This window comes from Bradyrhizobium sp. CCBAU 11386 (assembly GCF_028128955.1).
Classification (GTDB): Bacteria; Pseudomonadota; Alphaproteobacteria; order Rhizobiales; family Xanthobacteraceae; genus Bradyrhizobium.
In genome coordinates, this window is sequence record NZ_LBKA01000252.1 from 73,043 (window position 1) to 94,595 (window position 21,553).

Sequence of the window (21,553 nt, forward strand, 5' to 3'; positions counted from 1 at the left end):
ACGCCAGCTACCGCGCCAGCAGCGATGTGAACCCCGCGGGTTCCTGCATCGCCTTGCGCGCTTCGAGCGACATCGGCTCGTAGCGGTTGCCGCTAGAGATGCTGAGTTGGCTCTCGACGCCGCTTGAACCGGCATAGCAGCCCTCGGGCGTGTAGCTGACATAGCCGTCGTCGCCGAAGCCGATGGCGGTCAGGAGCACCCGCCGCTCGGCGATGTCCCAGACCTTGATGGTCTTGTCCTCGCTCGCCGAGACCAGCCGCGTGCCGCCCGGGAAGAACGCGACCGCTTCGACATCCTCCTGATGGCCCGCAAGGCTTGCGAGCAGCCGGCCGCTGTCGGCGTCCCACAGGTTCACCGACTTGTCGCGTCCGCCGTCGCCGGTGACGATACGGCGGCTGTCCCGCGACCAGCTTGCCGACACGACATAGTCCTTGTGCCCGACCAAGACGCGTGATGTCCCGCTCTTGACGTCCCACACCTTCGCCGAGCCGAGCTCCGCATCGGAGCCGGCGGTGACGACGCGCGTCCCGTCGGGCGAATAGGCCACGCGCAGCGCCTTGCGGCCATAGGCGTCCTTTGCCTCGATCGCCCCGGTGAGACGGTAGAACCTGATCTTGCCGTCGAAGCCGGCCGAGACGAACTCGCCGGAGCCGGACGGCGCGTAGCTGAGGGAGCGCACCGCCGCGCGCGCGGGATCGGGGTTCTGGTGATCGAGCTTGCTCCTGGCGAGCTCGCGGGTCCCGAGATTCCAGATCCGCACGACGCCGTCCTCGCCGGCCGAGGCCAGATATTTGAGCGACGGCTCCGGCGCGAAGGCGACCGCGAATTGCTTGGCGCCCGCATCGAAGGTCAGGCTCTGGCCGTCGCTCCTGAGGTCCCACACCTTCACCTTGCCGTCCCATCCCGCGGACGCGAGCTGCGTTCCGTCGGTCCAGTAGTCGAGCGCGTAGACCGCGCCAGCGTGTCCCCGCAGCACGCGCGACTGCCGGAACGAGGATGCATCCCAGAGCCGGATCACGCCGTCGTCGCCGGCGGTCGCGATCTCCCGGCCATTGGGAGAGACCGCGATCGCGCGGACGCTTGCGCCCTCGACATTCGGTTTGATCGAGACCGGAATGAAGGGACCGCCGACGGCATCGTTGCCGTGCCGCGCCGCTCGCGTGGTGCAGGTCGAGGCCGGCACGGCGGCGACGCTCTTGGTTTCGGTTGCCGGCGTGCCTGTGAGGGCGAGCGGGGCGACGGTGGCCGGAGCGGCCGCCAGCTTCGGCGCGACGACGGGCTTTGCGGCGTCCGGCTGTGGCGGCAGGACGGGCGCGACCTGAATCTTCTTCGGCTCGATCTCGGCCGCGGCCGGCGCGGTGCGAGGCGTCGCCGCGGCAAGCCTGTTGCGCTGAACCCTGGCAAGATCGGTATAGAAGCCGCTCGGATGCGCGGCGATGTAGAGGTCCCAGGCCTCCACCGTTCCGACGCGTTCGGCGAACTCGTAGTCGCGCGAGGCGCTCGTGTCGGTGGATGCGGCGGGCGCGGGCGGTGGAGCAGGAGGCGCTGCCGCCGGCGCCAGCACGACGTCGTCGCCGCCGAGCGAGCCGTAGATGAATGGCTCCTGCCTGTTGGTCGTGGCCTGCAGCACCTCGTCGCGGACGTAGCCGAACGCCTTGCGCAGATCGAGGCCCGGGGTCGCCAGATGATGCGCCAGCGCGGTCGCGAACGGGCTGTTCTTGCCGTCGCCATCGAGTGCGGTGAGGCCCGCCTTGGCGGCGAAGGCGACCAGCGTGTTCGGGCTCGACGGCTCGACCTTGGCCAATCCCCGCGCAACCGCGCGCGAGGCCATCGTGCGCTTCATGTTCTTGGCGAACGGATTGTCGCGGCAGGCATCGAGGATGACGAGGCGCAGCCGCTTCGCCGGCTCGATGGCGACGAGCACGCGGTCGAGCCCGATGGTCTCGTCATAGACGTCGGTGTCGTTCTCGAGCTGGGCGTCGACGGGGACGAGATAGTTGTTGCCGTCGATCTCGATGCCGTGACCGGCATAGTAGATCACGGCGATGTCGGCGCTGCGCGCCTTGGCGCCGAAATCGCGCAAGGTTCGCCGCATGTCCTGGGCCGAGAGGTCGTTGCGGGCATCGACGACGGTGAAGCCGGCCTTCTTGAAGGTCTCGACCAGAAGGTTCGCGTCGTTGGTGGCATTCGAGAGCTTGGGCGCGCGCTGATAGGCCGAATTGCCCATCACCAGCGCCATGCGCTGGTCAGCCAATGCTCCGGTCGACGGGAAGGCGAGCGCCAGGGCGCTGAGAAGAAATAGACAAAATAACTTCATCACGGCCCCCAAAGCCGGGATTGCAATGTCCGCGAGAATATCCGACCGGGGCCGCAATACAATTTCTATTTGGTTTCGTCCGGCGCTTCCTGCCAGCGGTCCAAGGCAATCGTATTTGACGATTTACACGACGTCGTCATGCCCGGGCTTGTCCCGGGCATCCACGTTCTTCGTTCCGCTTGGCTGGCACGTGGATGGCCGGGACAAGCCCGGCCATGACGCTGCGGAAGCTTCAGCGCACAGAACGCCCACCTCATATGCCGACGCGGTGGCCAGTGACCGGTCCTACGATTTCGCGACAACCTCCCGGATCGGCCGTGATCCATCCCAGTTCATCGCCGCCTGCCGGACCTTCTCGAAGAACGGCCCCTTGGTGCCGCTGATGTCGGAGATCTCGATCACGGTGCCCGGATGCGCCTGGGTGTCGAAATAGGCAAAGCGTCCCTTGTCGCCGCCGATCTGGCCCTCGTGGCCCACTTTGTAACCGAGCGCGAGCGCCTTGTCGTAGAGCACTTGGTAGTCGTGGCTCCAGTACGACATGTGCTGGAGTCCTTCGTGGCCGGCGTCGAGGAATTCCTTGTACAGCGAGGGCGCATCGTTGCGCTGCTGGATCAGCTCGATCTGGAGGTCGCCGGAATTGGCGAGCGCAATGCTCATCTCGACGGCGGAGTCCTGGCCGCGATGGCGGAACCAGTCGGTCCGGACGCGGTCCATGTAGTACCAGGGGCCGACGCCCATCACCTCGATCCAGTGCTTCATCGCGGCATGGATGTCCCGCACCACATATCCGTTCTGGCGCACCGCGCCGAAGATGCGGCTCATGCCCGCGCTCCCTTTATCGCCTGGTTCACTTGACTTCGATGCCGGCGTCCTTGGCAACCTGCTTCCAGGCCGCGATGTCGCGCGCGTTGATGTCGCGCTGCTCCTCGCCGGGGACGAATTGCGGCGTGATGCCGAGCGCCAAGAGCTTCTGCTTCACCTCGGCATCGCCGAGCGCGTCCTTCAGTGACGCGGAAAGCTTCTTCGCAACCGGCTCGGCAAGGCCCGCAGGGGCATACATCGTCCAGGACAGGCTGCGGTCGAACGCCACGCCCTGTTCCTTGTAGGTCGCGACGTCAGGCAGGCTCGGCGAGCGCTCGCCGCAGGCGGCCAGCGCCTTGATCGAGCCGTCCTTCACCAGCGGCGTCGCGGTCGCCATGTCGAGCGTGGCGAGCGAGATATGGCCGCCGAGCAGGTCGCCGGCGAGTTTTGCGATGCCGTTGAAGGGGACGTGATCCATCTTGATGCCGGTCTGCTGCATCAAGATCTCCGCACAGAATTGCCCGGTCGAGCCGACGCCCCAGCTGCCGTACTGGATCGGCTCGCCCTTCTTGGCGAGCGCAATCAGGCCCTTGATGTCATCGGCGGCAAAATCCTTGGTCGCCACCAGCATGATCGAGGAGGTGCCGACGCGGCCGATCGTCGTGAAATCCTTGATCGGATCGTAAGCCAGCTTTGGATAGATCGCGGGCGCCAGCACATGCGTGGTCATGCCGCCGATGGTGATGGTGTAGCCGTCGTTGGCCGCCACCGCCACCATCTGCGTGCCCAGCGTGCCGGCCGCGCCCGTGTGGTTCTCGATATAGACGCTCTGTCCGAGCGTCTTGCCCATCTTGTCCGCGAGCAGCCGGCCGATCACGTCGCCGCCGCCGCCGGCCGCATAGGGCAGCAGCATCCTGATCTTGTGGGTGGGGTAGGCGGCGGGGTCCTCGGCGTGCGCAGTGAGCGCCGCCGACAAGGGAAGCAACGACAATATGATGATGCGCAGCTTCGTGATGGTTTGCCGCGCGGGCAAAAGGCGAGCGAAGCGCGCCATGACGTCGTCCCCCAAATTGCTCTCCGCTTATCGAGGCAGCGGAGTTGAATGCGACCGCTCTGGCGGAGTTGTTGCTGAGCCGTGGCCGGCGATCCTCGTACAGGAAGCCAGGGAACGATCGTTGGTCCGGTTGACTAGCGAACGATCGTTCGTTAGTCAAGCGCATGGCTGTCCACACCTCCAGCGCGGCGGAAGCGGCCGCGCCCACCACCCGCGAGCGCATCCTCATCGAAGCGCTCAATCTGTTCGCGCAGAGCGGTTATGGCGGCGCCTCGATGCGCGAGCTCGCGCGCCGCGTCGGCATCCGCGAGAGCAGCCTCTACAATCATTTCGCCGGCAAGGCCGCGATCCTCGAAGCCATCGTTGCCGAGCACGGTCCGGCCAGCTCGGCGAGCCGGCTGGAGGAGCCGCGCTACAAGCAGCTCGCGCGCCAGCCCGCCGCGTTCTGCCGGCAGTTTGCGCTTGATCTCGTCGAGCAATGGTCCGATCCGCGCGAGCATCAGTTCCAGAAGGTGATCACCGCCGAGCGCAACCGCGTGCCCGGCATCCGTGCCAAGTTCGCCGACCATTTCTACGCGCGCGAGCAGAGCCTGATGACGGATTACTTCCGCGGCTTTGCGCTCGCTGGCCTCGTCGCGACGCCGGATCCGCGCGAGACCGCGCGGCTGTTCGCGGCGGGCCTCATCTATATCCGCCTCGAACATTACGTGATGGGCGCGACGCCGTCCTCGCGGCCGAAGGTGATCGAGGCGATCGACCGCTATCTCGCCTTCTTCCTGTCGCTGATCGCGGCAGGCGACGGCGACAACAAGAAACGAAAACCCAAGGGAGAAACGCGTGGCAAGGCTGCCCCTGATTGATCCGGACACGACGAGCGGCGACATCCGCGCCTCGTTCGACCGCATGCCGGTCAAGCTCAACATCTTTCGCATGGTGGCGCACGCCGAGGCCAACATGATCCCGGCGATGCGGCTCGGCAATTCGATCCTGCACAAGCAGAAACTCAGCGCCGTCAACCGCGAGCTCTTGATCCTCCAGGCCGCGCAGCTCGAAGGCGGCGCCTATGAGTGGCGCCAGCACGTGCCGATCGCGCTCGGCGTCGGCTGCACCCAAGGACAGATCGATGCGGTGGAACGCAGTGACTACGATTCCGCCGGCTTAAGCGATGCCGAGCGCACGCTGCTGAAATTCGGCCGCGAGGTCGTCGAGAACGTCCGCGTTGCGGAAGCGACCTTTGCCGCTATGCGCCGCCATTTCAGCGACCAGGAGATCGTGGAATCCATCGTCGCGCTCGGCTTCTACATGATGATGGCGCGCCTCACCGAGGCGACCGAAACCGATCTCGATCCCGCGGCGGGCATGAAGGTCTATGACGGCGGCAAGAAATAGGCGGGGCGCATGGCTGAGAATTCCGAGATCAAGCGGGAGCGTTATGTCCGTCCGCCGAGCGCCGAGTCGCTCGGCGAGGCACCGGGCAGGGGGCGCCTGAGGGGACGCCGCATCCTGATCGTCGGCGGCGGCCAGCGCGTGTTCGACGCCGCCACCGATCCGATCGGCAATGGCCGCGCCATGAGCATTCTGTGTGCGCGCGAGGGCGCGAAGGTCGCGGTCGCCGATCTCAACCGCACCTCCGCCGAACAGACGGTGCAGCGCATCACCGACGAAGGCGGCGAAGCCTTTGCCATCGCGGCCGACGTCACGAGCGAAGCCGACGTCGTCCGCATGGTCGACGAAGCGCACCGCGCGCTGGGCGGGATCGACGGCATGGTTTTGAACATCGGTACCTTCGGCAAGGTCGGTCTCGATGCCGTCAGCCCCGAGGAGTGGAACAGGATCTACGACGTCAACGTCCGCGGCCCCATGCTGTGCTGCCGCGCCGCCCTGCCGAAGTTCGACAATGGCGGCGCCATCGTCTTCATCTCCTCGATCGCCGCGCTGAAGGCCGGATCGCAGATGGCGGTGTATGACTCCTCCAAGGCCGCGCTCGGCGGCCTGATGCGCAACATCGTCCATCTCGGCGCGCGCCGCGGCATCCGCGCCAACCTCGTCTATCCCGGCCTCGTCGACACCCCCAACGGCCGCGAAGCCGGCGCCGGCCGCCCCTCGCGCGGCAAGGGCCACGTCCCCTTCGGCCGCCAGGCGACGGCATGGGAGATCGCCTATGCCGTGCTGTTCTTCCTCTCGGACGAGAGCGTCTACGTCACCGCGCAAACGCTCGCGGTGGATAGCGGCCTGAGCGGGATGTAGGATCTGATCCCGTAGCCCGGATGGAGCGAAAGCGTAATCCGGGAGCGCTGCCTCATCGCCCGAGCTGCCCCGGATTGCGCTGCGCTCCATCCGGGCTACGGACGCTTCGGATGAGCCCTGCGCGCTCACCGCCCGTGCGATCGTGCACGACAGATGAGATGGTCGAGCGAGAGGCTCCCCGGCCCATAAGCCATGATGCCGAGCGCCATGGCCGCCCAGGTGAGATGGATCGGCCAGCCGTCGGGCACCGTGAGCTCGACGATCACTGTCATGAACAACAGTCCGAGTCCCGCAAACCGCGTGCCTAGTCCGAGCACCAGCAGGATCGGGAACATGATCTCGCCCGAGCCCGACAGGAAGGCCATCACCGCCGGTGCCGGAAAATGATACGGCCCTCCCGGCAGATGCAGCATGAACTCGTCGCTGAACAGCGTCACGGCGGTGTCGTTGAGCCGGAGGAAGCCGCCCCATTTGAGCATGCCCGAGCGCCAGAACGGCACTGCCAGAGCGATGCGCAGCACGAGCTGAATCACCGACGGTGCCGCAATGGTCTGCACCAGTTGATTGGCCTTGTCGACGAGCAGCCCGAGGGGTGGAAGGCTGCCGCTTGCGGGCATGCGCTGGTCCGTAATCATGCTGGATCTCCAAAGGCAATTGAGGTGAATGCGCCGGATTCGATCAGGCCGGCGATATTCGCGGCGATGTCGAAGTCGGCTGACGCGTCGAACGCCGCCATTGCGGCCGCGCCGAGCGGCTGGCCGGACATCAGGCTGGCGGCAAAGACGGCGCCGCCGGGCGGAAGGTGGCGCACCGCGACGTCGAATGCGGGCCGGGTGATCAGGGCGTCCTCCGGCGTGGACGCGTCGATGCGTGCCATGGGCGAGCTGTCGCGGTTGGCGGCAAAGATCGTCACGGCCGCATATTGCGAGCGTACGATCCGTGTGGCCGGATGCGGCGTGAGGACGAGACCGCCAAGCCGCTCCAGCGCAATGGTGGACAGAAGCGCAGGCGCCAGCGGCAATGCGTCGGCGGCATGATAGGCATCGAGCCAGGCGCGCTCGATGCGGGCGACATCGGCCAGCCAGGGCATGTCTTGCGCATGCGCGTAATTCGCGACGAAGTCCGGGAAGTCGCGGCCGTAGTCGAACAGCAGCGGCGAGGTCGGTGGGGTATTGCGGACGTGGAAGCGCGCCATGGCGCGGAAGAAATCGGTGCCGGTGATGCGCTGCACGGCCGGATAGATCGCAGCCAGCGCATCGATCAGGCTGACCGTGACGTTGTTGCGGTAGACGTCATAGCGCCGGCCTGCCGGCTTGCCGTTTCGGCCGATCACGGCTGTCGGCGCGTTACGCACGGGGTCGAGTAGCGGCGGCGCGAAGGCCGCGGCAAATCCGAGGTCAGCTTCAGGCCGCACGGCGATCCTCCGCCGCTGTGGCCGTTTGGCTGCGGTCGAGGATCGCCTGCGCGGCGACAGCCTCGGCGCGCAGGATCGGCCAGTCCGGGATATTGCTGTCCCATTCGATCAGCGTTGGCACGGGACCGCGCCGCGCCACGATGATCTCGAACAGCTTCCACACGGCATCCGCGACCGGGCCGTCATGACTGTCGATGAGGAGGAGATTGCCGTCGTCGTCGGTCTGCTCGGCATGGCCGGCAAGATGAATCTCCTCGACGTGAGCAAGCGGAAAACCGGCGAGATAGTCGAGCGCGGAGAAACCGTGATTGGTCGCGGACACGAACACATTGTTGATGTCGAGCAGCAGGCCGCAGCCGGTGCGCTCGACGATGCCGCGAATGAAATCGGTTTCGCTGATCGACGACTCGCGGAAGGTCACGTAAGTCGACGGGTTCTCCAGCAGCAGCGGACGGCGGATCGCCTCCTGCACCTCGTCGATGTGATTGCAGACGCAAGCCAGCGTCGCTTCGGTATAGGGCAGCGGCAGCAGATCGTTGAAGAAGCTGGTCTCATGCGTCGACCAGGCGAGATGCTCGGAGACCATCGCCGGCTGATAGCGCGCGACGAGGCTGCGGAAGCGCGCCAGATGCGCCTTGTCGAGCGGCTGCGGCCCACCGATCGACATGCAGACGCCGTGCAGGGACAGCGGATGGTCGCGGCGGATCGCTTCCAGCGCGCGATGCGGAGGACCGCCCGCGCCCATGTAGTTCTCGGCATGCACCTCGAAGAAGCCGGCTTGCGGGCCGGCTTCCAGAATCGCCGCAAGGTGTTCTGGCTTGAAGCTGGTTCCGGCGATGCCGCCGATTGGCAGCGAAAAGCGGAGCGGCACGGAGGCTGGCTTGAGGGCCGTGATCATGGTGCTTCTCCGCTTTGTCCTGTTGACGGGATGTGTTGGCTGGCCGGCGTCAGACCGGCTTCAGCGAGCCCTTCTTGCCGCCCGGCAGGTCGATGCTGGCGCAGGTGCCGCCCTGGACGAATTTCCAGGCGTTGCCCTGGAAGTCGACGGTCGAGGTGCCCTGGCAGGTCGTACCCGGTCCCGCCGCGCAATCGTTCTGGCCCTTCAGCGCGACGCCGAAGCACTTTTCCTTCTTGGCGGCGACGGCGGCATCGGCTTCGGCCTTGGTCAGCGGGCCGGCTGCGGCGAGGGTCGCGAGCGCGGTCGACATGGCGCCGGCGAGCGCGAGCGTGGTGATGGCGTGTTTGGCAGACATCAGAGTTCTCCTGTTCGAGGTGCATCGCCTGGCGGGCGACAAGCGCATGATCTAGTTCGCTTCGTACGCAGGTGGCGTTACCGCCGGGCTGCTCACGAGTCCGTGAGACCGATTGAATGGGGCGCACGGCCGGTGCGCTTGGGCCGGCATTAGCGGGCAATCGCCGGCGCAAATCCAATGCCTTGGCGCTATCGAGACGTTAGCCGCAGGGCATTGGCGAGGACGGCTCGCACCTGCCAGACGTAACGAATGACGGCCGGCGGCGTAGAGCGATGTCAGAGGATGCGCAGGTCCGCGAGGGCGAAAACGGCGATGAATGTTGATCCCGGACGGCGGCTTCAGGCGATCGCAAGGCTGACGGTCAGCATCCGTCTCGCCGTATCCGCACTGGTGCTCGCGGCGATCCTTCTGACGGCTGCCTTTTCCAGCTTGTTGTGGTGGCGCACCGCGGAGGCGACCAGCCGGCAGCTCGCTTCGACCATCAACGAGCAGATCGTGGCGGCGGTGCGCAAGGAGGTCTCGGCGATCGTCGATGAGGCGCGCGCCGCGCACACCGCGATCCGCACCCTGTTCCTCCAGAACGTGCTCGATACTCGTGAAGCCGACAAGCGCGAGTTCGTCTTTCTGTCGCAGTTGCAGTCTCAGGCGACGATCTCCTGGGTCGCTTTCGGCTGGCCCGACGGCTCATTTTTCGCTGCGCACAAGCTCGGCGATCGCCGCCTCGAGATGATGGAGATCTCGCTGACCGATCATCCCGGTCAGCGCCGCGTCGACGAATATGACGTCGTGCCCGGCGATATCGAATTTGCCAATCGCCGCTTCGAGCCGACTGATTTCCGTGTCGCCGATCAGGCCTGGTTCAAGGTCGGGCTCACCGGGGACGAGCCGCAATGGTTCAGGGTCATGGGCCATCCGACCGGCGAGCGGCCGTCGATTGCCTTTGCGGGCCCGATTGACGTCTATCAGGAGCGGCAAGGCGTTCTGGCTGTCATCATCGAATATACAAGGCTTGCGCGCTTCCTGTCGCAGCTTGAGGTCGGTCGCACGGGAACGGCCTTCATCGTCGATGGCAGCGGCGAGCTCGTCGCCGCGCCGGACAAGGACGCCGACGAGCTGCATCCGGCACGCGGCGACACCACGCTGCTCCCGCTCGCGCGCGCAGCGCTCGAAAAGGCGGGTGAGGCCGGCCGCAATGAGGCCTGGCGTAGCCGGCTCACGTCAGGCGGCGCGGCCTACGAGGTTGCGCTGACGCCGCTGCCGTTTCCCGGCTGGTCGCTCGCGACCGTGATCCCCGAGGCCGAATTTCTCGGCCCGGTCGAGACGACGCTGCGGCGCCTGATTCTCGGTCTTGCCGTCGGCGCTGTGTTCGCGGCGCTGGCCTCGGCAATGCTGGCGCGTTCGGTCATCGCCGCGCCGTTGTCCCGCGTCGTCGGCGAGCTTCGCCATGTCGAGGCGTTCGCGCTGGAGCAGGTCCGCCGCCATCCGTCGCGGCTCAAGGAAATCGCGAGCCTGTCGGGCGCGATTGCCGAGATGGCGTCCGGTCTCTCCGCGTTCCGCAAGTTCATCCCTGCCGATCTCGTCCGTGCGCTGCTGCGCCAGGGCGTCGAGGCAAGGCCCGGCGGCAGCATCCAGGAGCTCAGCGTCATGTTCATCGACATCGCCGGCTTCACCGGACTGTCCGAGCGGCTGGGCGACCGCGTGGTGCCGCTGCTGTCGCGCTATCTTGACCTCACCTCGGAAATTATCGTCGCCAACGGCGGAACGATCGACAAATTCATCGGCGACGCCGTCATGGCGTTCTGGGGCGCGCCGCAGCCGCAAGAGGACCACGCTGTGCGATGCTGCCGCGCGGCGCTGGCCTGCCGCAGGGCGATCGAGGAGTCTGGCGTCGCCGACGATCTCGGCCAGCCGCTCCAGATCCGCATCGGCATCAATTCCGGCCGCATGCTGGTCGGCAATATCGGCTCGGAGCTGCGGCTGAACTACACCGTGATCGGTGATGCCGTGAATGTCGCCAGCCGGCTGGAGAGCGCCAACAAATCCTACGGAACGCAAATCCTGATCGGCGAGGCGACCGAACGTCTGGCGCGCGGAGCCATCGTCTCGCGTGAGATCGACAGCATTGCGGTTTACGGACGAGAGGAGGGGCTCTCCGTCCACGAGCTCATCGGAATCGCGGATGAAGGCCCGGACGCGGCGGGATGGATCGAGGACTACGAACGCGGTCTTGCCAATTACCGCTCGCGCCGGTTTGCCGACGCGCTCGCCGATTTCGAAGCCGTTCTGAGCGAGCGCGGCGCCGATCGCCCGGCCGAACTCATGCGCGACCGCTGCCGGCAGCTTGCTGCCGCCGCGCCCGATGCGGCGTGGCGCCCGATCGCGGCGCTGAGGACAAAATAGTCGCGGAGGCGAGGACCGGGCGTCCTGCATCAACGCGGGCCATCGACCGCGCCAGTTTCCTCGCCGAGATCATCGACGGCAAGCAGAAGATCGTCGAGACGCTGCCGAAGCTGAAGGGCGGCAAGGGCGAGTGAGGGACGCGTAGAGATCTGTAGAGATCTGTAGCCCGGATCAGCGAAGCGACATCCGGGACAGGCGTTCCCGCATGTCGCTACGCTCATGCGGGCTACGAAACTACGCGGCATCTCCCCAACGTCGTCCCGGCTTTCGCCAGGACGACATCGCGATTTTCTGTTCCAGGATCGCAAGCCTTGGGCCATTGTGATATCGGGCCACTGCCTTTCCGGACGGACTCCAGGACATGAAAACCACGCTGCTGAAATCCGAGGACTACACCCGCTCGCCCTCGAAGAACGGCGGCGGCATCTTCACCGATATCGCGGACGCCCATCGTGCAGGTAGCCCAGCGAAGGATTGGGACAGCCTGCTGTGGCGCTTTGCGTCCACGCCGATCGTGGCGCCCGGTCCGTTCTCATACATGCCCGGCATCGACCGCTTGCAGATGGTCGTCGCGGGGCGCGGGCTGGTGCTGAAAGCGCCGGGGCAGGAATTCGACGAGCGCGAGCCGTTCACGACCGTGCGATTCACCGGCGAGCTCGCGATCGTGACCGAGCTCGAGGCCGGTCCCGTTGAGGTCGTGAACCTGATGGCCCGGCGCGGTGCAGCGGAGATCGAGCTTCTGGCGCTCCGGGAGCCCGGCGCTCGGCCATTGTCTGCCGGCACGCATCTGGTTTACGCGGTTTCCGGCAATTGCAGCATTCGTCTCAATAGCGAGGATTTTGTCATCCCCCACGGCAGCACGCTGAAGGTCGAGCTGACCGAAACATCGCAGCTCGCGCTCGTTTCGGGGCTGGCGGTGCTGGGATCGATCCGGCTCGCCGGCTAGGCGGCAACCGCGCGGCCGATGTGCACAATCCGGGCAACTGGCTAGGTTGACGCGGTCGCGCCGGAGCACGATATCTGCTCACGTGCAGACCGCCGCGAAGGGGCAGGATATGAACGCGCCAGACAAGAATCCGCCCGCCACGCTGTCCGACGGCGTCGTCGACTGGCTGACCAACGGCACCCGCGACGAGCGCTTCATCGACAATATCTTTGCCGAGATGTGTATCCGCCTCCAGCAGGCCGGCATTCCGCTGAAGCGGTCGACGCTTCACGTCCTGATCCATCATCCGCAATGGCTGGGGGCCCGCTTCATGTGGTCCGACGGCATGCGCGAGGCCGAGATCGCGCGGGTCGATTATGACGTGCGCGGGCGGTCCGAATTCATCGGCAGTCCTGCCAACGAAATGTTCGAGGGGGCGACCGAGGTGCGCGAGAACCTCGAACGCGATCCGGCGCTCGGCCGCAAGCACGCGCTTTATGACGAGATGCGGACCAAGGGCCTGACCGACTATGTGGCCTGGCCGCTCTACCACACCCTCGGCAAGCGTCATCTCATCACCTTCGCGACCGACCGCCCCGGCGGGTTCAATGATGCGCATATCGCCGCCCTGAAGAACCTGTTGCCGGTGCTGGCGCTGGTCAGCGAAATCCGCATCAAGAACCGCCTGGCGCGAACGCTGCTCGAGACCTATGTCGGCTCTCATGCCGGTGAGCTGATCCTGGCCGGCGCCACCAGGCGCGGCACCGGCACTACGGTGCGCGCCGCGATCATGATCTGCGACCTCAGGGATTTCACGAAAATCTCCGACAACTGGCCGCGCGACGACGTCATCGACCTCCTCAACGACTATTTCGACGCGATGTCCGAGCCGATCGCGCGGCACGGCGGCGAGATCCTCAAATTCATCGGCGACGGCCTGCTCGCCATCTTCCCGCTCAGCCAGCCCAATGCCTGCGCAAACCTGCTGCATGCCGTCACCGAGGCCCGAGCGGCGATGGTAGCTCTGAACGAGCGGAACAGTGGCACCGGCCGCGCGCCGCTGAACTACGGCATCGGCGTCCATGTCGGCGACGTCATGTACGGCAATATTGGTTCGACCACCCGGCTCGATTTCACCGTGATTGGCCCCGCCGTCAACATGGCCTCGCGTCTCGAGGCGCTCACCAAGCAGCTGGGCAAAAAGGTGCTGCTGTCCCGCGCGTTCGCCGAGCTGGCGGAGCGGGAGTTCGAGCTGGAGCGGGTGGGCAAACACGAGGTGCGGGGATTCAGCGAACCGATCGAGCTGTTTGCGTTTGAGCCGCGCTCCACGACGTGATCGCGAGCTGACGCGAGCGCCATCGGCAAATCCTGGATCGGGGAGTCTTGTTGCCAACGCGGGAATGTCCGACTACGCTTTACCCTGGGTAGCCCAAACGTTCCCACGATTGGCCGCGCGTTCATGCCAAAATTTCTTCGCATCGGAGTCCATCAGTCCAACGTCTCCGGATACACGTCGAAGGCCTGGTGTGTCAGGCGCGTTGGCTCGGCGGTTTTCCTGAAGTGGGGCGCCGTGGAGGTCCATGGCGCCGGAGACGGGCGCAAGGTCTACTGGTCGCGTCTGCCGCAGGAGAAGACCATTCGTTGCGGCACGGCGCAGCGTGCCCAGGACTATGCCAAGGCCGCGATCGCGCGGCGCCGCAACCATCGCTACGAGCCGCTGACCGGGCCGATTGCGAACCGGCGCCGGTCGGCCGGCGGCAGCGCCGAGCCCAAGCAGGCACTCGCCACCATCCTGATCGTCGATATCGTCGGCTCCACCGCAAAGGCCGCGAAGCTCGGCGATGCGCGCTGGACGAAGATCATGGGCCACTATTACGCCGCCGTCCGCAAGGAGCTGAAGACCTCGCGCGGCAAGGAAGTCACGACGACGGGCGACGGCGTGCTGGCGACGTTCAAGGCGCCGGCGGCCGGCATCAGTTGCGCGACTGCGATCCAGAAAGCCGTGCGCACGCTGGGCCTCGACATCAGGGTCGGCCTGCACGCCGGCGAATACACCATCAGCGGCGGTGAAATGGTCGGTCTCGCCTTCCACATCGGCACCCGCGTCGCCGCCAAGGCGCGCGCCGGCGAAGTTCTGGTGTCGAGCGCGGTCAAGGATTTGCTGAAGACGCAGTCAACGATCAGCTTCAGGGATCACGGGGTGCATCAGCTCAAGGGCGTGCCGGAGCGGTGGCGGTTGTATAGGGTGGAGGGGTGAGGGGGGCCGGACCGGGACAGCCCGCATCAGTCGCACGATGCCTCCGATCGCAAGGCGGGTGGTCCACCTGAGCTTGCCCGTGAATTCAGGGTGTCCTGCCGGCCTCAACTCTCGAAAGGCGCGGCGTGATGATGTCACACACATTCGGAATCTCGAGAGCGATCGGCCGCCTCTATTGATCGAGCCGAATCTGCGCGGTTTTGACGATGTCCTGCCAGCGCGCGATCTCTTCGGTCATCCGCTGCCTGAGCGGTGCGGGGCCCCGCCGATCCGGCGGCGGCAGAATCAATCCTGCCTGTTCGAGCCTTCTGCGCACGCCATCGTCGTCGAGCGCCGCGCGAAGCGCATCGGTGAACCGGTCGCGAATGGCGTCCGGCACGCCTTTCGGCAGGTAGAATGCGAACCAGCTCGACGCGACGAACCTTGCGAGCCCCGCTTCCGTCGCCGTCGGCGTGTCCGGCAATTGCGGAACGCGTGCCGGCGCCGAGACGGCCAGAAACCGCAAATGGCTGTCAGCCAGGAAGGGAAGAACGTCACCCAGCAATGCACAGCTGAAGTCGCTGCGGCCTGCGATCAGGTCGGTCATCGCCAGCGCCGATCCGCGATAGGGTACCCCGACCGGCTTGAACCCGACCACGCCGGTGAACAGCAGGCAACTGATGTGGCTGATCGAACCGACACCGGCATGGGCCAGGGTGAGGTCCGGGCCGCGCGCCTTGGCGATCGCAATGAACGACGCCATGCTGTCCGCACCGAGGTCCTGGCGGGCGACGACGAGGATCGGCGTTTCCGCGACCAGGCCAATCGGCGTGAAATCAACCAGCGGATCGTAGCGCAGGTTCGGATACAGCGCGACCGATGCCGCATGCGTGCCGACGTGACCGCTGACCAGCGTATAACCGTCGGGCGCGCTTTTGGCGACGCGCGTCGAGCCGGTCGTGCCGCCCGCCCCAGCGACATTCTCGACAATGATCGGCTGCCCGAATTGTCGCGACATGTGCTCGGATACGATCCGGCTCATCACGTCATTCGGGCCACCCGCCGCGAACGGGACCACCAGTGTGATCGGCCGTGACGGAAACGGAGCCTCGGCCTGTGCCGCATTCAGCATTGTCAGCACCGCAGCTGCGGCAACGAACGGGCGAATGCGTTGCAGCCTCATGGGGTCCCGCTCCGTTTCGGCTCTGGCAATGCGCGGCCCGGCCGATCGGCGGATGCCGCGAGGACGCGGTCGACCTCGCGGCCGGACAGGCCGACGTACCGGGCCGGGTCCGCGGCCGCTTCGATCTCGTGCGGCGCGAGGTGGGCCGTCACGGCCGGATCGCGCGCAAGGCTCTGGGCCAAGGTGAGGCCCGAAGCGATGGCGTGCGTGCAGGCCGCGCCCACCATCTCGTGCGCATGATGGCGCCCGACGTGCGGAGCGAGCACCATCATGACGGCCTCGGCTGCGATCAGTCCCTGTGTCCGGCCGAGATTGGCCTGCATCGCATCGGGTCTGACGACGAGTCCGGTACAGAGCCGGATGGCGTTTCCCAAGGCCCGGGCGATCAGCATGAAGGCTTCCGGCAGCAGCAACCATTCGGCCTGCCACGGTCCCGTCGCCCGTTCATGGTCGTGGACCGAGGCATCGAGCATGGCGCTTGCGAGACGGCGCAACGCCGATCCGGTGCTGAGAATCTGCTCGCAGATGATGGGATTTCGCTTGTGCGGCATGGTGCTGGAGCCACCATGGCCCTGGCCGCCCGGCTCCAGCACTTCGCCGACCTCGGTCTGTGCCATCAGCACGACATCGGTTGCGATCTTGCTCAGGCTCGTGGAGATCAGTCCGAGCAGGCAAACCGTCTCGGCCAAGGCGTCGCGCGCGGCGTGCCATGCCACAAGCGGCTCGGCGAGCCCGAGTTCGCGGGCCAGCCCGGCGCGGACGCGATCGCCGTCGTCACCGAGCGAGGCGAAGGTGCCGACGGCGCCGCCGAACTGAACCTGCAGGACTCTTGGTCTGAGTTCGGCGAGACGTTCCCTGTGGCGGAGCAGGCCCGACAGCCAGATGGAAACCTTGAAGCCGAAGGTGATCGGAATTGCGTGTTGAAGCTTGGTCCTGCCGACCATCGGTGTGTCGCGGTGGGTTCGTGCCAGCTCCGTGATCGCCGATATCAGGCTCTCCAGATCGCGCTCGACGAGTTCGAGCGCGTCGTGAATCTGCATCACGAGCGCGGTGTCCATGATGTCCTGGCTCGTGGCGCCCCAATGGACGAATTCGCCATGGGGGTTGCCGGTGAGCCGGATCAGCTGCTCGACCAGATTCACGACCGGCAGGCCGGCGCGCAACGTGCCCGCGGCCAGTTCGTCGAGATCGAGCCGCTCGGCACGTGCCGCGGACGTGATGGCCGCCGCAGCCTCGGCTGGAATCACTCCGAGCTGCCCTTGAACCCTGGCCAGCGCAGTCTCGACCAGGAGCATCGAGGCCAGTGAGTTGCTCTCGCCGAAAATGGCGCGCATCGGCGCGGTGCTGAAAATGTCGGCAAGGTGGCGGCTGCTGAAGACCGTCGCGGGCTCGAAACTCAGCATGGCGATGCCACGATCGTCGATCGCCGAGCGGTCGTATCGCTCTCTGTCACGAGCGTCCCGTCGTCGCGAACGTGGTCTGATAATCTGGAGAGCAATCGCCGCTTAAAAATTAGCCGCATCGGTCGGTATCCGTGCCTCCGCCGTCACGCCCCATTGCGCAACCGTATGGCTCAGTATCGATCGAGCCTAGGTCACCTCTTCATCTCTCAAAAATGCATTGTTGAGATATGTGCGTTCTGAATCGAAGAACGCGGCTTTGGAGCGATCAATGGCCGAGGCGTCGGCCGCAGACTTGTCGTTCCGCCATCGCCGGGCTTGCCGCTGAATTCAGGGCGTCGTGTCCCGGCCTCAACTTTCGAAAGGCGCGGCGTGGATGATGTCGCACACGTTCGGAATCTCGAGGCCATGCACGAGGCGGCGGCCGATGTCAGCCAGACCCGTGCCGATCGCGGTATGCGGTTTCTTTCTGGCGACCTCGGCCAGAGCTTCCGTGAATGCCGCCTTCATGCCGATCCGCGGATAGAGAGCCAGGGTGTCGTCGATCAGCGATGGTGGAATTTCGTCCATCCGGAGTCCCATGACGTCGACATGGGCGCCGAAATGGACGAGGGCCACTTCCGGCTGTCTGCGGTCTGCGATGTCGGCGAGCGAGTGAAGGGCAATTGCATCCCACACGATTTCGGCTTTCGACTTCGGATATTTGTTCTCGGCCAGGAAGCGACTGGCGGCATCGGCGCCATCGACTTCGAACCGCTTGTCGGCGGCGTGCGATGGCGAAAGGCCGAGGTCGTGGAGCAGCGAGGCGATGTAGACGAGCTCGCGATCGTATTTCGTCTCCCTCTTCCTGCCGATGAACTCGGCGAACCACCACGTCCGGTGCACGTGGTTGAGCAGCACCCGGGAATGGGCCTGCTCGGCGAGCGCAGCGGTTTTGCGCGCGAGATCTGAATCCGGAGCAGCAATTCCTCCAATGCTGGCAACCGTGCTCATGTGTCCTCCTCGGAATCCGGGCTCGGGAGTTTCAGGTCGGGCGCCGCTTCATCCGTCACCTTCAAAGCCCTGCCGGCGGGGTGATGTAGCCGGGCATTTCAGCCGCAAGCGTAGCCTTCAGCATCGCCGTTCCCTTGTCGGCCATCACCTCGCTCTTGCCGGCGGCCAGCGCGTCATAGGTCTGGCGCACCACGTCCTCCGGGCTGGCTTTCGGCACGTCGATGCCATTGGTCAGGTCGGTATCGACGAAACCGACATGCAGGCCGAGGACCTGGACGCCGCGTTCGCGCAGGTGGAAGCGCAGCTGGTTGGTGAAGTTCCATGCCGCCGCCTTTGATGCGGCATAGGGCGTCAGATAGGGCCGCGGAAGCCAGACGATGTCGGAAAGCACGTTGATGATGGCGGCATGTGGCTTGGCCAGCAAGACCTGCTCGAAGGCCTGCGTCACGCGCACGACGCCGAAATAATTGGTGTCGAGCATCCGCGCCGATTGGGCTTCGACGTCCGGCGCCAGAGGCCCGTCGATCAGGGCGGCGATGCCGGCGTTGTTGACCAGCAGAGTCGTATCCGCCGCCAGCTCGGCGGCGGTTGCAATCGACGCCTTGTCTGTGACGTCGACCCTGACCGGGACAACACCGGCTTCCTCGAAGCCGCTGGTGTTGCGCATGCCCGCGTAGACCTTCGCGGCTCCACGGCGACGTGCCTCCCGTGCAAAGGCGAGGCCCAGGCCGCGATTGGCGCCCGTGATGAAGACGGTTGCGTTCTTGATGTCCATGACAGGCTACCTTTCCGAGGTCCCGCGTTCAGGCGAATGCGGCGCAACTCCGGCCGATGAATTGCTGGACCGAAAGCGGCGGCGTTCCGACGACGCCCCTTCGGAACCGAAGGCGCACCTTTGTCAAAAGGCACGTGTATTGGGCTGAACCATAGGGTTACGCGGCGATGGGTTCTGGTAGGAAACCATCTCCGTTGGTACCATCCGCCCGGCCTCGTCTAACGTTCTCGTGAAGATTTAACCGTCGGCCGGTCGCGGTGCTCCCTGATGAGCAGCTCGTGGACGGCCCGACAGAGAACAAGGGATTGTTTGCGTGCTCGCCGACCGCATTTCCGCGGCGATTGGCCGGGGATTCAAGATCCCGCCGCCGCCGACGCTCGCTGCGCGAATCGTGGGCTCGTCGCAAATCGCCTTCTCGCGCTTCAGGAGTTTTGAATCCAGGCCCGGGCTCTCGACCCCGTCGGCTCGAGAGGAGGCCTTTGTACTCAACATCCCCCTGATCTCTGCGAGATATTCGCTCGTCTCAATCGACGGCCGGCGTCAGTCGGTCGTGCAGTCGCCGGGAAAGGCCTATCTGTTCGACCTGACGTCCAGGAACGAGGTGAGCCTGGACGCGATCTATGACAGCATACGTTTTCACATTCCGCAGGCGTCCATCGACGACGCTGCGTATGAAAGGGGCCTGCCTCGTGTCGGCGGACTCCATGCAAAGTATCTCGGACAGGATGATCCGATCCTCTACGGTTTGGCTCTTGCGGTATCGCCGGCCATTGCAGATCCCGCGCGAACGACGACGGCGTTCTTGGAATATATCGCGTTGGCTCTGCATGACCACGTGGTCCATACCTATGGCGGTCTTCCCAGGGGCGCCCGTGCGACAGGCGGGTTGGCGCCGTGGCAGATCCGCCGGGCCTGTGACTTCATTGAAACCAATCTGGCAGGCGATCCATCCATCGTGGCGCTCAGCCGGGAATGCGGCATTTCAGCCAGCCATTTCGCGCGCGCCTTTCGCACGTCGTTCGGCATGACGCCTCATCAATGGATCACGAAACGGCGCGTGGCGCGCGCGAAGTCATTGATGAGTCAATCTCCTGAAAATCTGGCCGAGATTTCGCTTGCATGCGGATTTTTCGATCAGAGTCATCTCGGCCGGCATTTCCTCAGGGAGGAAGGCCTCAGCCCGGCTCAGTGGCGCCGGAGGCAAGGCTTCCGGTAGATCTTCGTGTTTCGGCTCGCTCGGGCGTCAAGCCGGGGCGACCGCGAAACTAGCCCGATATGAGCAGGAGCTGCGCCACCTCGGCCGGCTTGTCGATCATCAGCCAATGGCCGGCGTCGACCGGCTTGACCTCGCTGCGGGGATAGTTCGCGGCGATCGCGGCGGCCGTGGCGGCGGTCAAATACGGATCCATCACGCCCCAGATGAGGTTGACCTTCGGGGCGAAGCGGCGGACGTCCGGGAGCCGCGACGTATTATAGGCCACGCTTTCACGCACCTGAGAGGTCATTTGCGCAAAGGCCGGGCCGGCTCCGGCGGCGAAGTTGCCGTTGACGATCGGTCGCACGATGCCGACGAAGCGCTCCCTCAAATTCGGCGGCATGTTGACCTGAAAATGGTTGTCCTGGAACGTGATCAGCCAGTCCATCTTGTCGGGGCTGGACAGAAATGCCTGGGCAAGCTCCTTGAGCCAGGGGTCGCCAAACACTTCGATGATTTCCGGCAGTCGCCATGTCGGCGAGTCCGAATAGTAGCAGTTCAGCAGGCAAAGCCAGGCCACCCGATCGGGATTCTCGAGGGCGTAGTTGGCGGCGCACGGGCCGCCGGAATCGTGGCCGACCGGAACGAACTTGTCGATCTTCAGCGTATCGACGACGGCCGCCACGTCTCCGACCTGCTGCGTGAACGTGTACTGAAAGCCTTCCGCCGCGACCTTCTCCGACTGGCCGAACCCGAGGAAGTCGAACACGACCACCCGCCTGCCGGCGCGCGTCAGATGCGGCACGAGATAATCGTAGATGTGAAGATTGTCCGGGAAGCCATGCATCATGACGAAAGCCGGCTCCCGGCCGGGATAGTCGCGCGCGTAAATGATGTGGCCGCCGTGAGATATCCGATGCTCGACATAGGGAACGGGCGACGTCATCGGCGCCTCAACGCTCACCTTGTCTTGAGCTGCACGGGCCGGACGGGCCAAAGCAAGCGCCAGGCCTCCGGCGGTCGCAAGCAGCAATTCGCGGCGGGAAGCAGGATTTCCATCGGTGAAAGAGTCCATCTCGCGATCCCTTCCGAGGTTGTTCTGGTTGAGTTTGCGGCTGGCGACCTGGCGGGAGTGGCTTCAGTTCGGCTGACGCGCGCCGCTTATCAAGTTCGGTGGCGATGGCCGGAACAGGCGCACTTCCATTCGCCCGGCGCGACAGATCTAGCCGCTACCCGGTGACGGTTTCTCGTACGAACCGAGCCCGATTTGGATATTTCGATCTTAATCCGCGCGACCTGCTGTGGCGGCGCCACGCGTAGCAGGGCGAAGCGTGGTAGGCCCGGCAGGACTCGAACCTGC

At 65.4% G+C, this 21,553-nt stretch carries 21 protein-coding genes; 9 read left to right on the forward strand and 12 right to left on the reverse strand.

What is annotated here, in order from left to right:
• Nucleotides 1–7 precede the first annotated feature (7 nt).
• The 3 genes from XI09_RS45835 to XI09_RS34070 all read right to left on the reverse strand — a co-directional run bounded on the left by XI09_RS45835 (nucleotide 8) and on the right by XI09_RS34070 (nucleotide 4,172).
• Complete coding sequence (locus XI09_RS45835) at nucleotides 8–2,317, reverse strand: caspase family protein (protein WP_333939154.1); 2,310 nt, start codon at nucleotides 2,315–2,317, stop codon at nucleotides 8–10.
• A gap of 285 nt (nucleotides 2,318–2,602) precedes the next feature.
• Nucleotides 2,603–3,139 (reverse strand): VOC family protein, encoded by a 537-nt coding sequence (locus XI09_RS34065; RefSeq protein ID WP_271570763.1) that lies wholly within the window; start codon nucleotides 3,137–3,139, stop codon nucleotides 2,603–2,605.
• Between the two features lie 25 nt (nucleotides 3,140–3,164).
• The gene (locus tag XI09_RS34070; protein ID WP_271570764.1) at nucleotides 3,165–4,172 is read right to left on the reverse strand and encodes a Bug family tripartite tricarboxylate transporter substrate binding protein; all 1,008 of its coding nucleotides are present in this window, start codon (nucleotides 4,170–4,172) and stop codon (nucleotides 3,165–3,167) included.
• 164 nt (nucleotides 4,173–4,336) lie between these two features.
• Between XI09_RS34070 and XI09_RS34075 the strand changes: the two genes are divergently transcribed.
• Genes XI09_RS34075 through XI09_RS34085 form a run of 3 tightly spaced genes read left to right on the forward strand, consistent with a single transcriptional unit; the run spans nucleotide 4,337 to nucleotide 6,419 of the window.
• Nucleotides 4,337–5,032: a TetR/AcrR family transcriptional regulator gene (locus XI09_RS34075; protein ID WP_271570765.1), complete on the forward strand. Its 696-nt coding sequence runs from the start codon at nucleotides 4,337–4,339 to the stop codon at nucleotides 5,030–5,032.
• Nucleotides 5,010–5,561 (forward strand): carboxymuconolactone decarboxylase family protein, encoded by a 552-nt coding sequence (locus XI09_RS34080; RefSeq protein WP_271570766.1) that lies wholly within the window; start codon nucleotides 5,010–5,012, stop codon nucleotides 5,559–5,561. The genes XI09_RS34075 and XI09_RS34080 overlap by 23 nt, the downstream gene beginning before the upstream one ends.
• Before the next feature lie 9 nt (nucleotides 5,562–5,570).
• Entirely contained in the window at nucleotides 5,571–6,419 is an 849-nt protein-coding gene (locus XI09_RS34085; RefSeq protein ID WP_271570767.1) for an SDR family NAD(P)-dependent oxidoreductase, read from the forward strand.
• A gap of 125 nt (nucleotides 6,420–6,544) precedes the next feature.
• Here XI09_RS34085 and XI09_RS34090 read toward each other — a convergent pair whose 3' ends face one another.
• Genes XI09_RS34090 through XI09_RS34105 form a run of 4 tightly spaced genes read right to left on the reverse strand, consistent with a single transcriptional unit; the run spans nucleotide 6,545 to nucleotide 9,086 of the window.
• Nucleotides 6,545–7,054, reverse strand: coding sequence for a DoxX family protein (locus tag XI09_RS34090; protein ID WP_271570768.1), 510 nt, complete (start codon nucleotides 7,052–7,054; stop codon nucleotides 6,545–6,547).
• Nucleotides 7,051–7,833: an HvfC/BufC N-terminal domain-containing protein gene (locus XI09_RS34095; RefSeq protein ID WP_271570769.1), complete on the reverse strand. Its 783-nt coding sequence runs from the start codon at nucleotides 7,831–7,833 to the stop codon at nucleotides 7,051–7,053. Before XI09_RS34095 ends, XI09_RS34090 begins: the two co-directional genes overlap by 4 nt.
• Nucleotides 7,823–8,731 carry an MNIO family bufferin maturase gene (bufB, locus tag XI09_RS34100; protein WP_271570770.1) on the reverse strand — a complete coding sequence of 303 codons (909 nt, stop codon included), beginning with the start codon at nucleotides 8,729–8,731 and terminating at the stop codon, nucleotides 7,823–7,825. The genes XI09_RS34095 and bufB overlap by 11 nt, the downstream gene beginning before the upstream one ends.
• 49 nt (nucleotides 8,732–8,780) lie before the next feature.
• Nucleotides 8,781–9,086 (reverse strand): BufA1 family periplasmic bufferin-type metallophore, encoded by a 306-nt coding sequence (locus XI09_RS34105; RefSeq protein WP_271570771.1) that lies wholly within the window; start codon nucleotides 9,084–9,086, stop codon nucleotides 8,781–8,783.
• A gap of 312 nt (nucleotides 9,087–9,398) precedes the next feature.
• Here XI09_RS34105 and XI09_RS34110 point away from each other — a divergent pair, with 312 nt between their 5' ends.
• The 5 genes from XI09_RS34110 (at nucleotide 9,399) to XI09_RS34130 (ending at nucleotide 14,668) form a co-directional block, all read left to right on the forward strand.
• Nucleotides 9,399–11,486 (forward strand): adenylate/guanylate cyclase domain-containing protein, encoded by a 2,088-nt coding sequence (locus XI09_RS34110; RefSeq protein ID WP_271570772.1) that lies wholly within the window; start codon nucleotides 9,399–9,401, stop codon nucleotides 11,484–11,486.
• Nucleotides 11,453–11,620, forward strand: a complete 168-nt coding sequence (locus XI09_RS34115; protein WP_271570773.1) for a hypothetical protein — start codon at nucleotides 11,453–11,455, stop codon at nucleotides 11,618–11,620. The genes XI09_RS34110 and XI09_RS34115 overlap by 34 nt, the downstream gene beginning before the upstream one ends.
• A 227-nt stretch (nucleotides 11,621–11,847) precedes the next feature.
• Nucleotides 11,848–12,432, forward strand: a complete 585-nt coding sequence (locus XI09_RS34120; protein ID WP_271570774.1) for a HutD/Ves family protein — start codon at nucleotides 11,848–11,850, stop codon at nucleotides 12,430–12,432.
• 109 nt (nucleotides 12,433–12,541) lie between these two features.
• Nucleotides 12,542–13,747: an adenylate/guanylate cyclase domain-containing protein gene (locus XI09_RS34125; RefSeq protein WP_271570775.1), complete on the forward strand. Its 1,206-nt coding sequence runs from the start codon at nucleotides 12,542–12,544 to the stop codon at nucleotides 13,745–13,747.
• Between the two features lie 123 nt (nucleotides 13,748–13,870).
• Complete coding sequence (locus XI09_RS34130) at nucleotides 13,871–14,668, forward strand: adenylate/guanylate cyclase domain-containing protein (RefSeq protein WP_271570776.1); 798 nt, start codon at nucleotides 13,871–13,873, stop codon at nucleotides 14,666–14,668.
• Nucleotides 14,669–14,840: 172 nt separating this feature from the next.
• On the opposite strand, the gene XI09_RS34135 is transcribed toward XI09_RS34130, so the two are convergent.
• The 4 genes from XI09_RS34135 to XI09_RS34150 all read right to left on the reverse strand — a co-directional run bounded on the left by XI09_RS34135 (nucleotide 14,841) and on the right by XI09_RS34150 (nucleotide 18,998).
• Entirely contained in the window at nucleotides 14,841–15,830 is a 990-nt protein-coding gene (locus tag XI09_RS34135) for a Bug family tripartite tricarboxylate transporter substrate binding protein (protein WP_271570777.1), read from the reverse strand.
• Nucleotides 15,827–17,233, reverse strand: a complete 1,407-nt coding sequence (gene pcaB, locus XI09_RS34140) for a 3-carboxy-cis,cis-muconate cycloisomerase (RefSeq protein WP_271570778.1) — start codon at nucleotides 17,231–17,233, stop codon at nucleotides 15,827–15,829. Before pcaB ends, XI09_RS34135 begins: the two co-directional genes overlap by 4 nt.
• 348 nt (nucleotides 17,234–17,581) lie before the next feature.
• Nucleotides 17,582–18,223: an HD domain-containing protein gene (locus XI09_RS34145; RefSeq protein ID WP_271570779.1), complete on the reverse strand. Its 642-nt coding sequence runs from the start codon at nucleotides 18,221–18,223 to the stop codon at nucleotides 17,582–17,584.
• 61 nt (nucleotides 18,224–18,284) lie between these two features.
• Nucleotides 18,285–18,998, reverse strand: coding sequence for an SDR family oxidoreductase (locus tag XI09_RS34150; RefSeq protein ID WP_271570780.1), 714 nt, complete (start codon nucleotides 18,996–18,998; stop codon nucleotides 18,285–18,287).
• A 313-nt stretch (nucleotides 18,999–19,311) separates the two neighbouring features.
• Between XI09_RS34150 and XI09_RS34155 the strand changes: the two genes are divergently transcribed.
• A complete protein-coding gene (locus tag XI09_RS34155) occupies nucleotides 19,312–20,214 on the forward strand; it encodes an AraC family transcriptional regulator (RefSeq protein WP_271570781.1) in 903 nt (300 codons plus the stop codon).
• A gap of 49 nt (nucleotides 20,215–20,263) precedes the next feature.
• On the opposite strand, the gene XI09_RS34160 is transcribed toward XI09_RS34155, so the two are convergent.
• Nucleotides 20,264–21,139: an alpha/beta fold hydrolase gene (locus tag XI09_RS34160; protein WP_271570782.1), complete on the reverse strand. Its 876-nt coding sequence runs from the start codon at nucleotides 21,137–21,139 to the stop codon at nucleotides 20,264–20,266.
• Nucleotides 21,140–21,553: the final 414 nt, after the last annotated feature.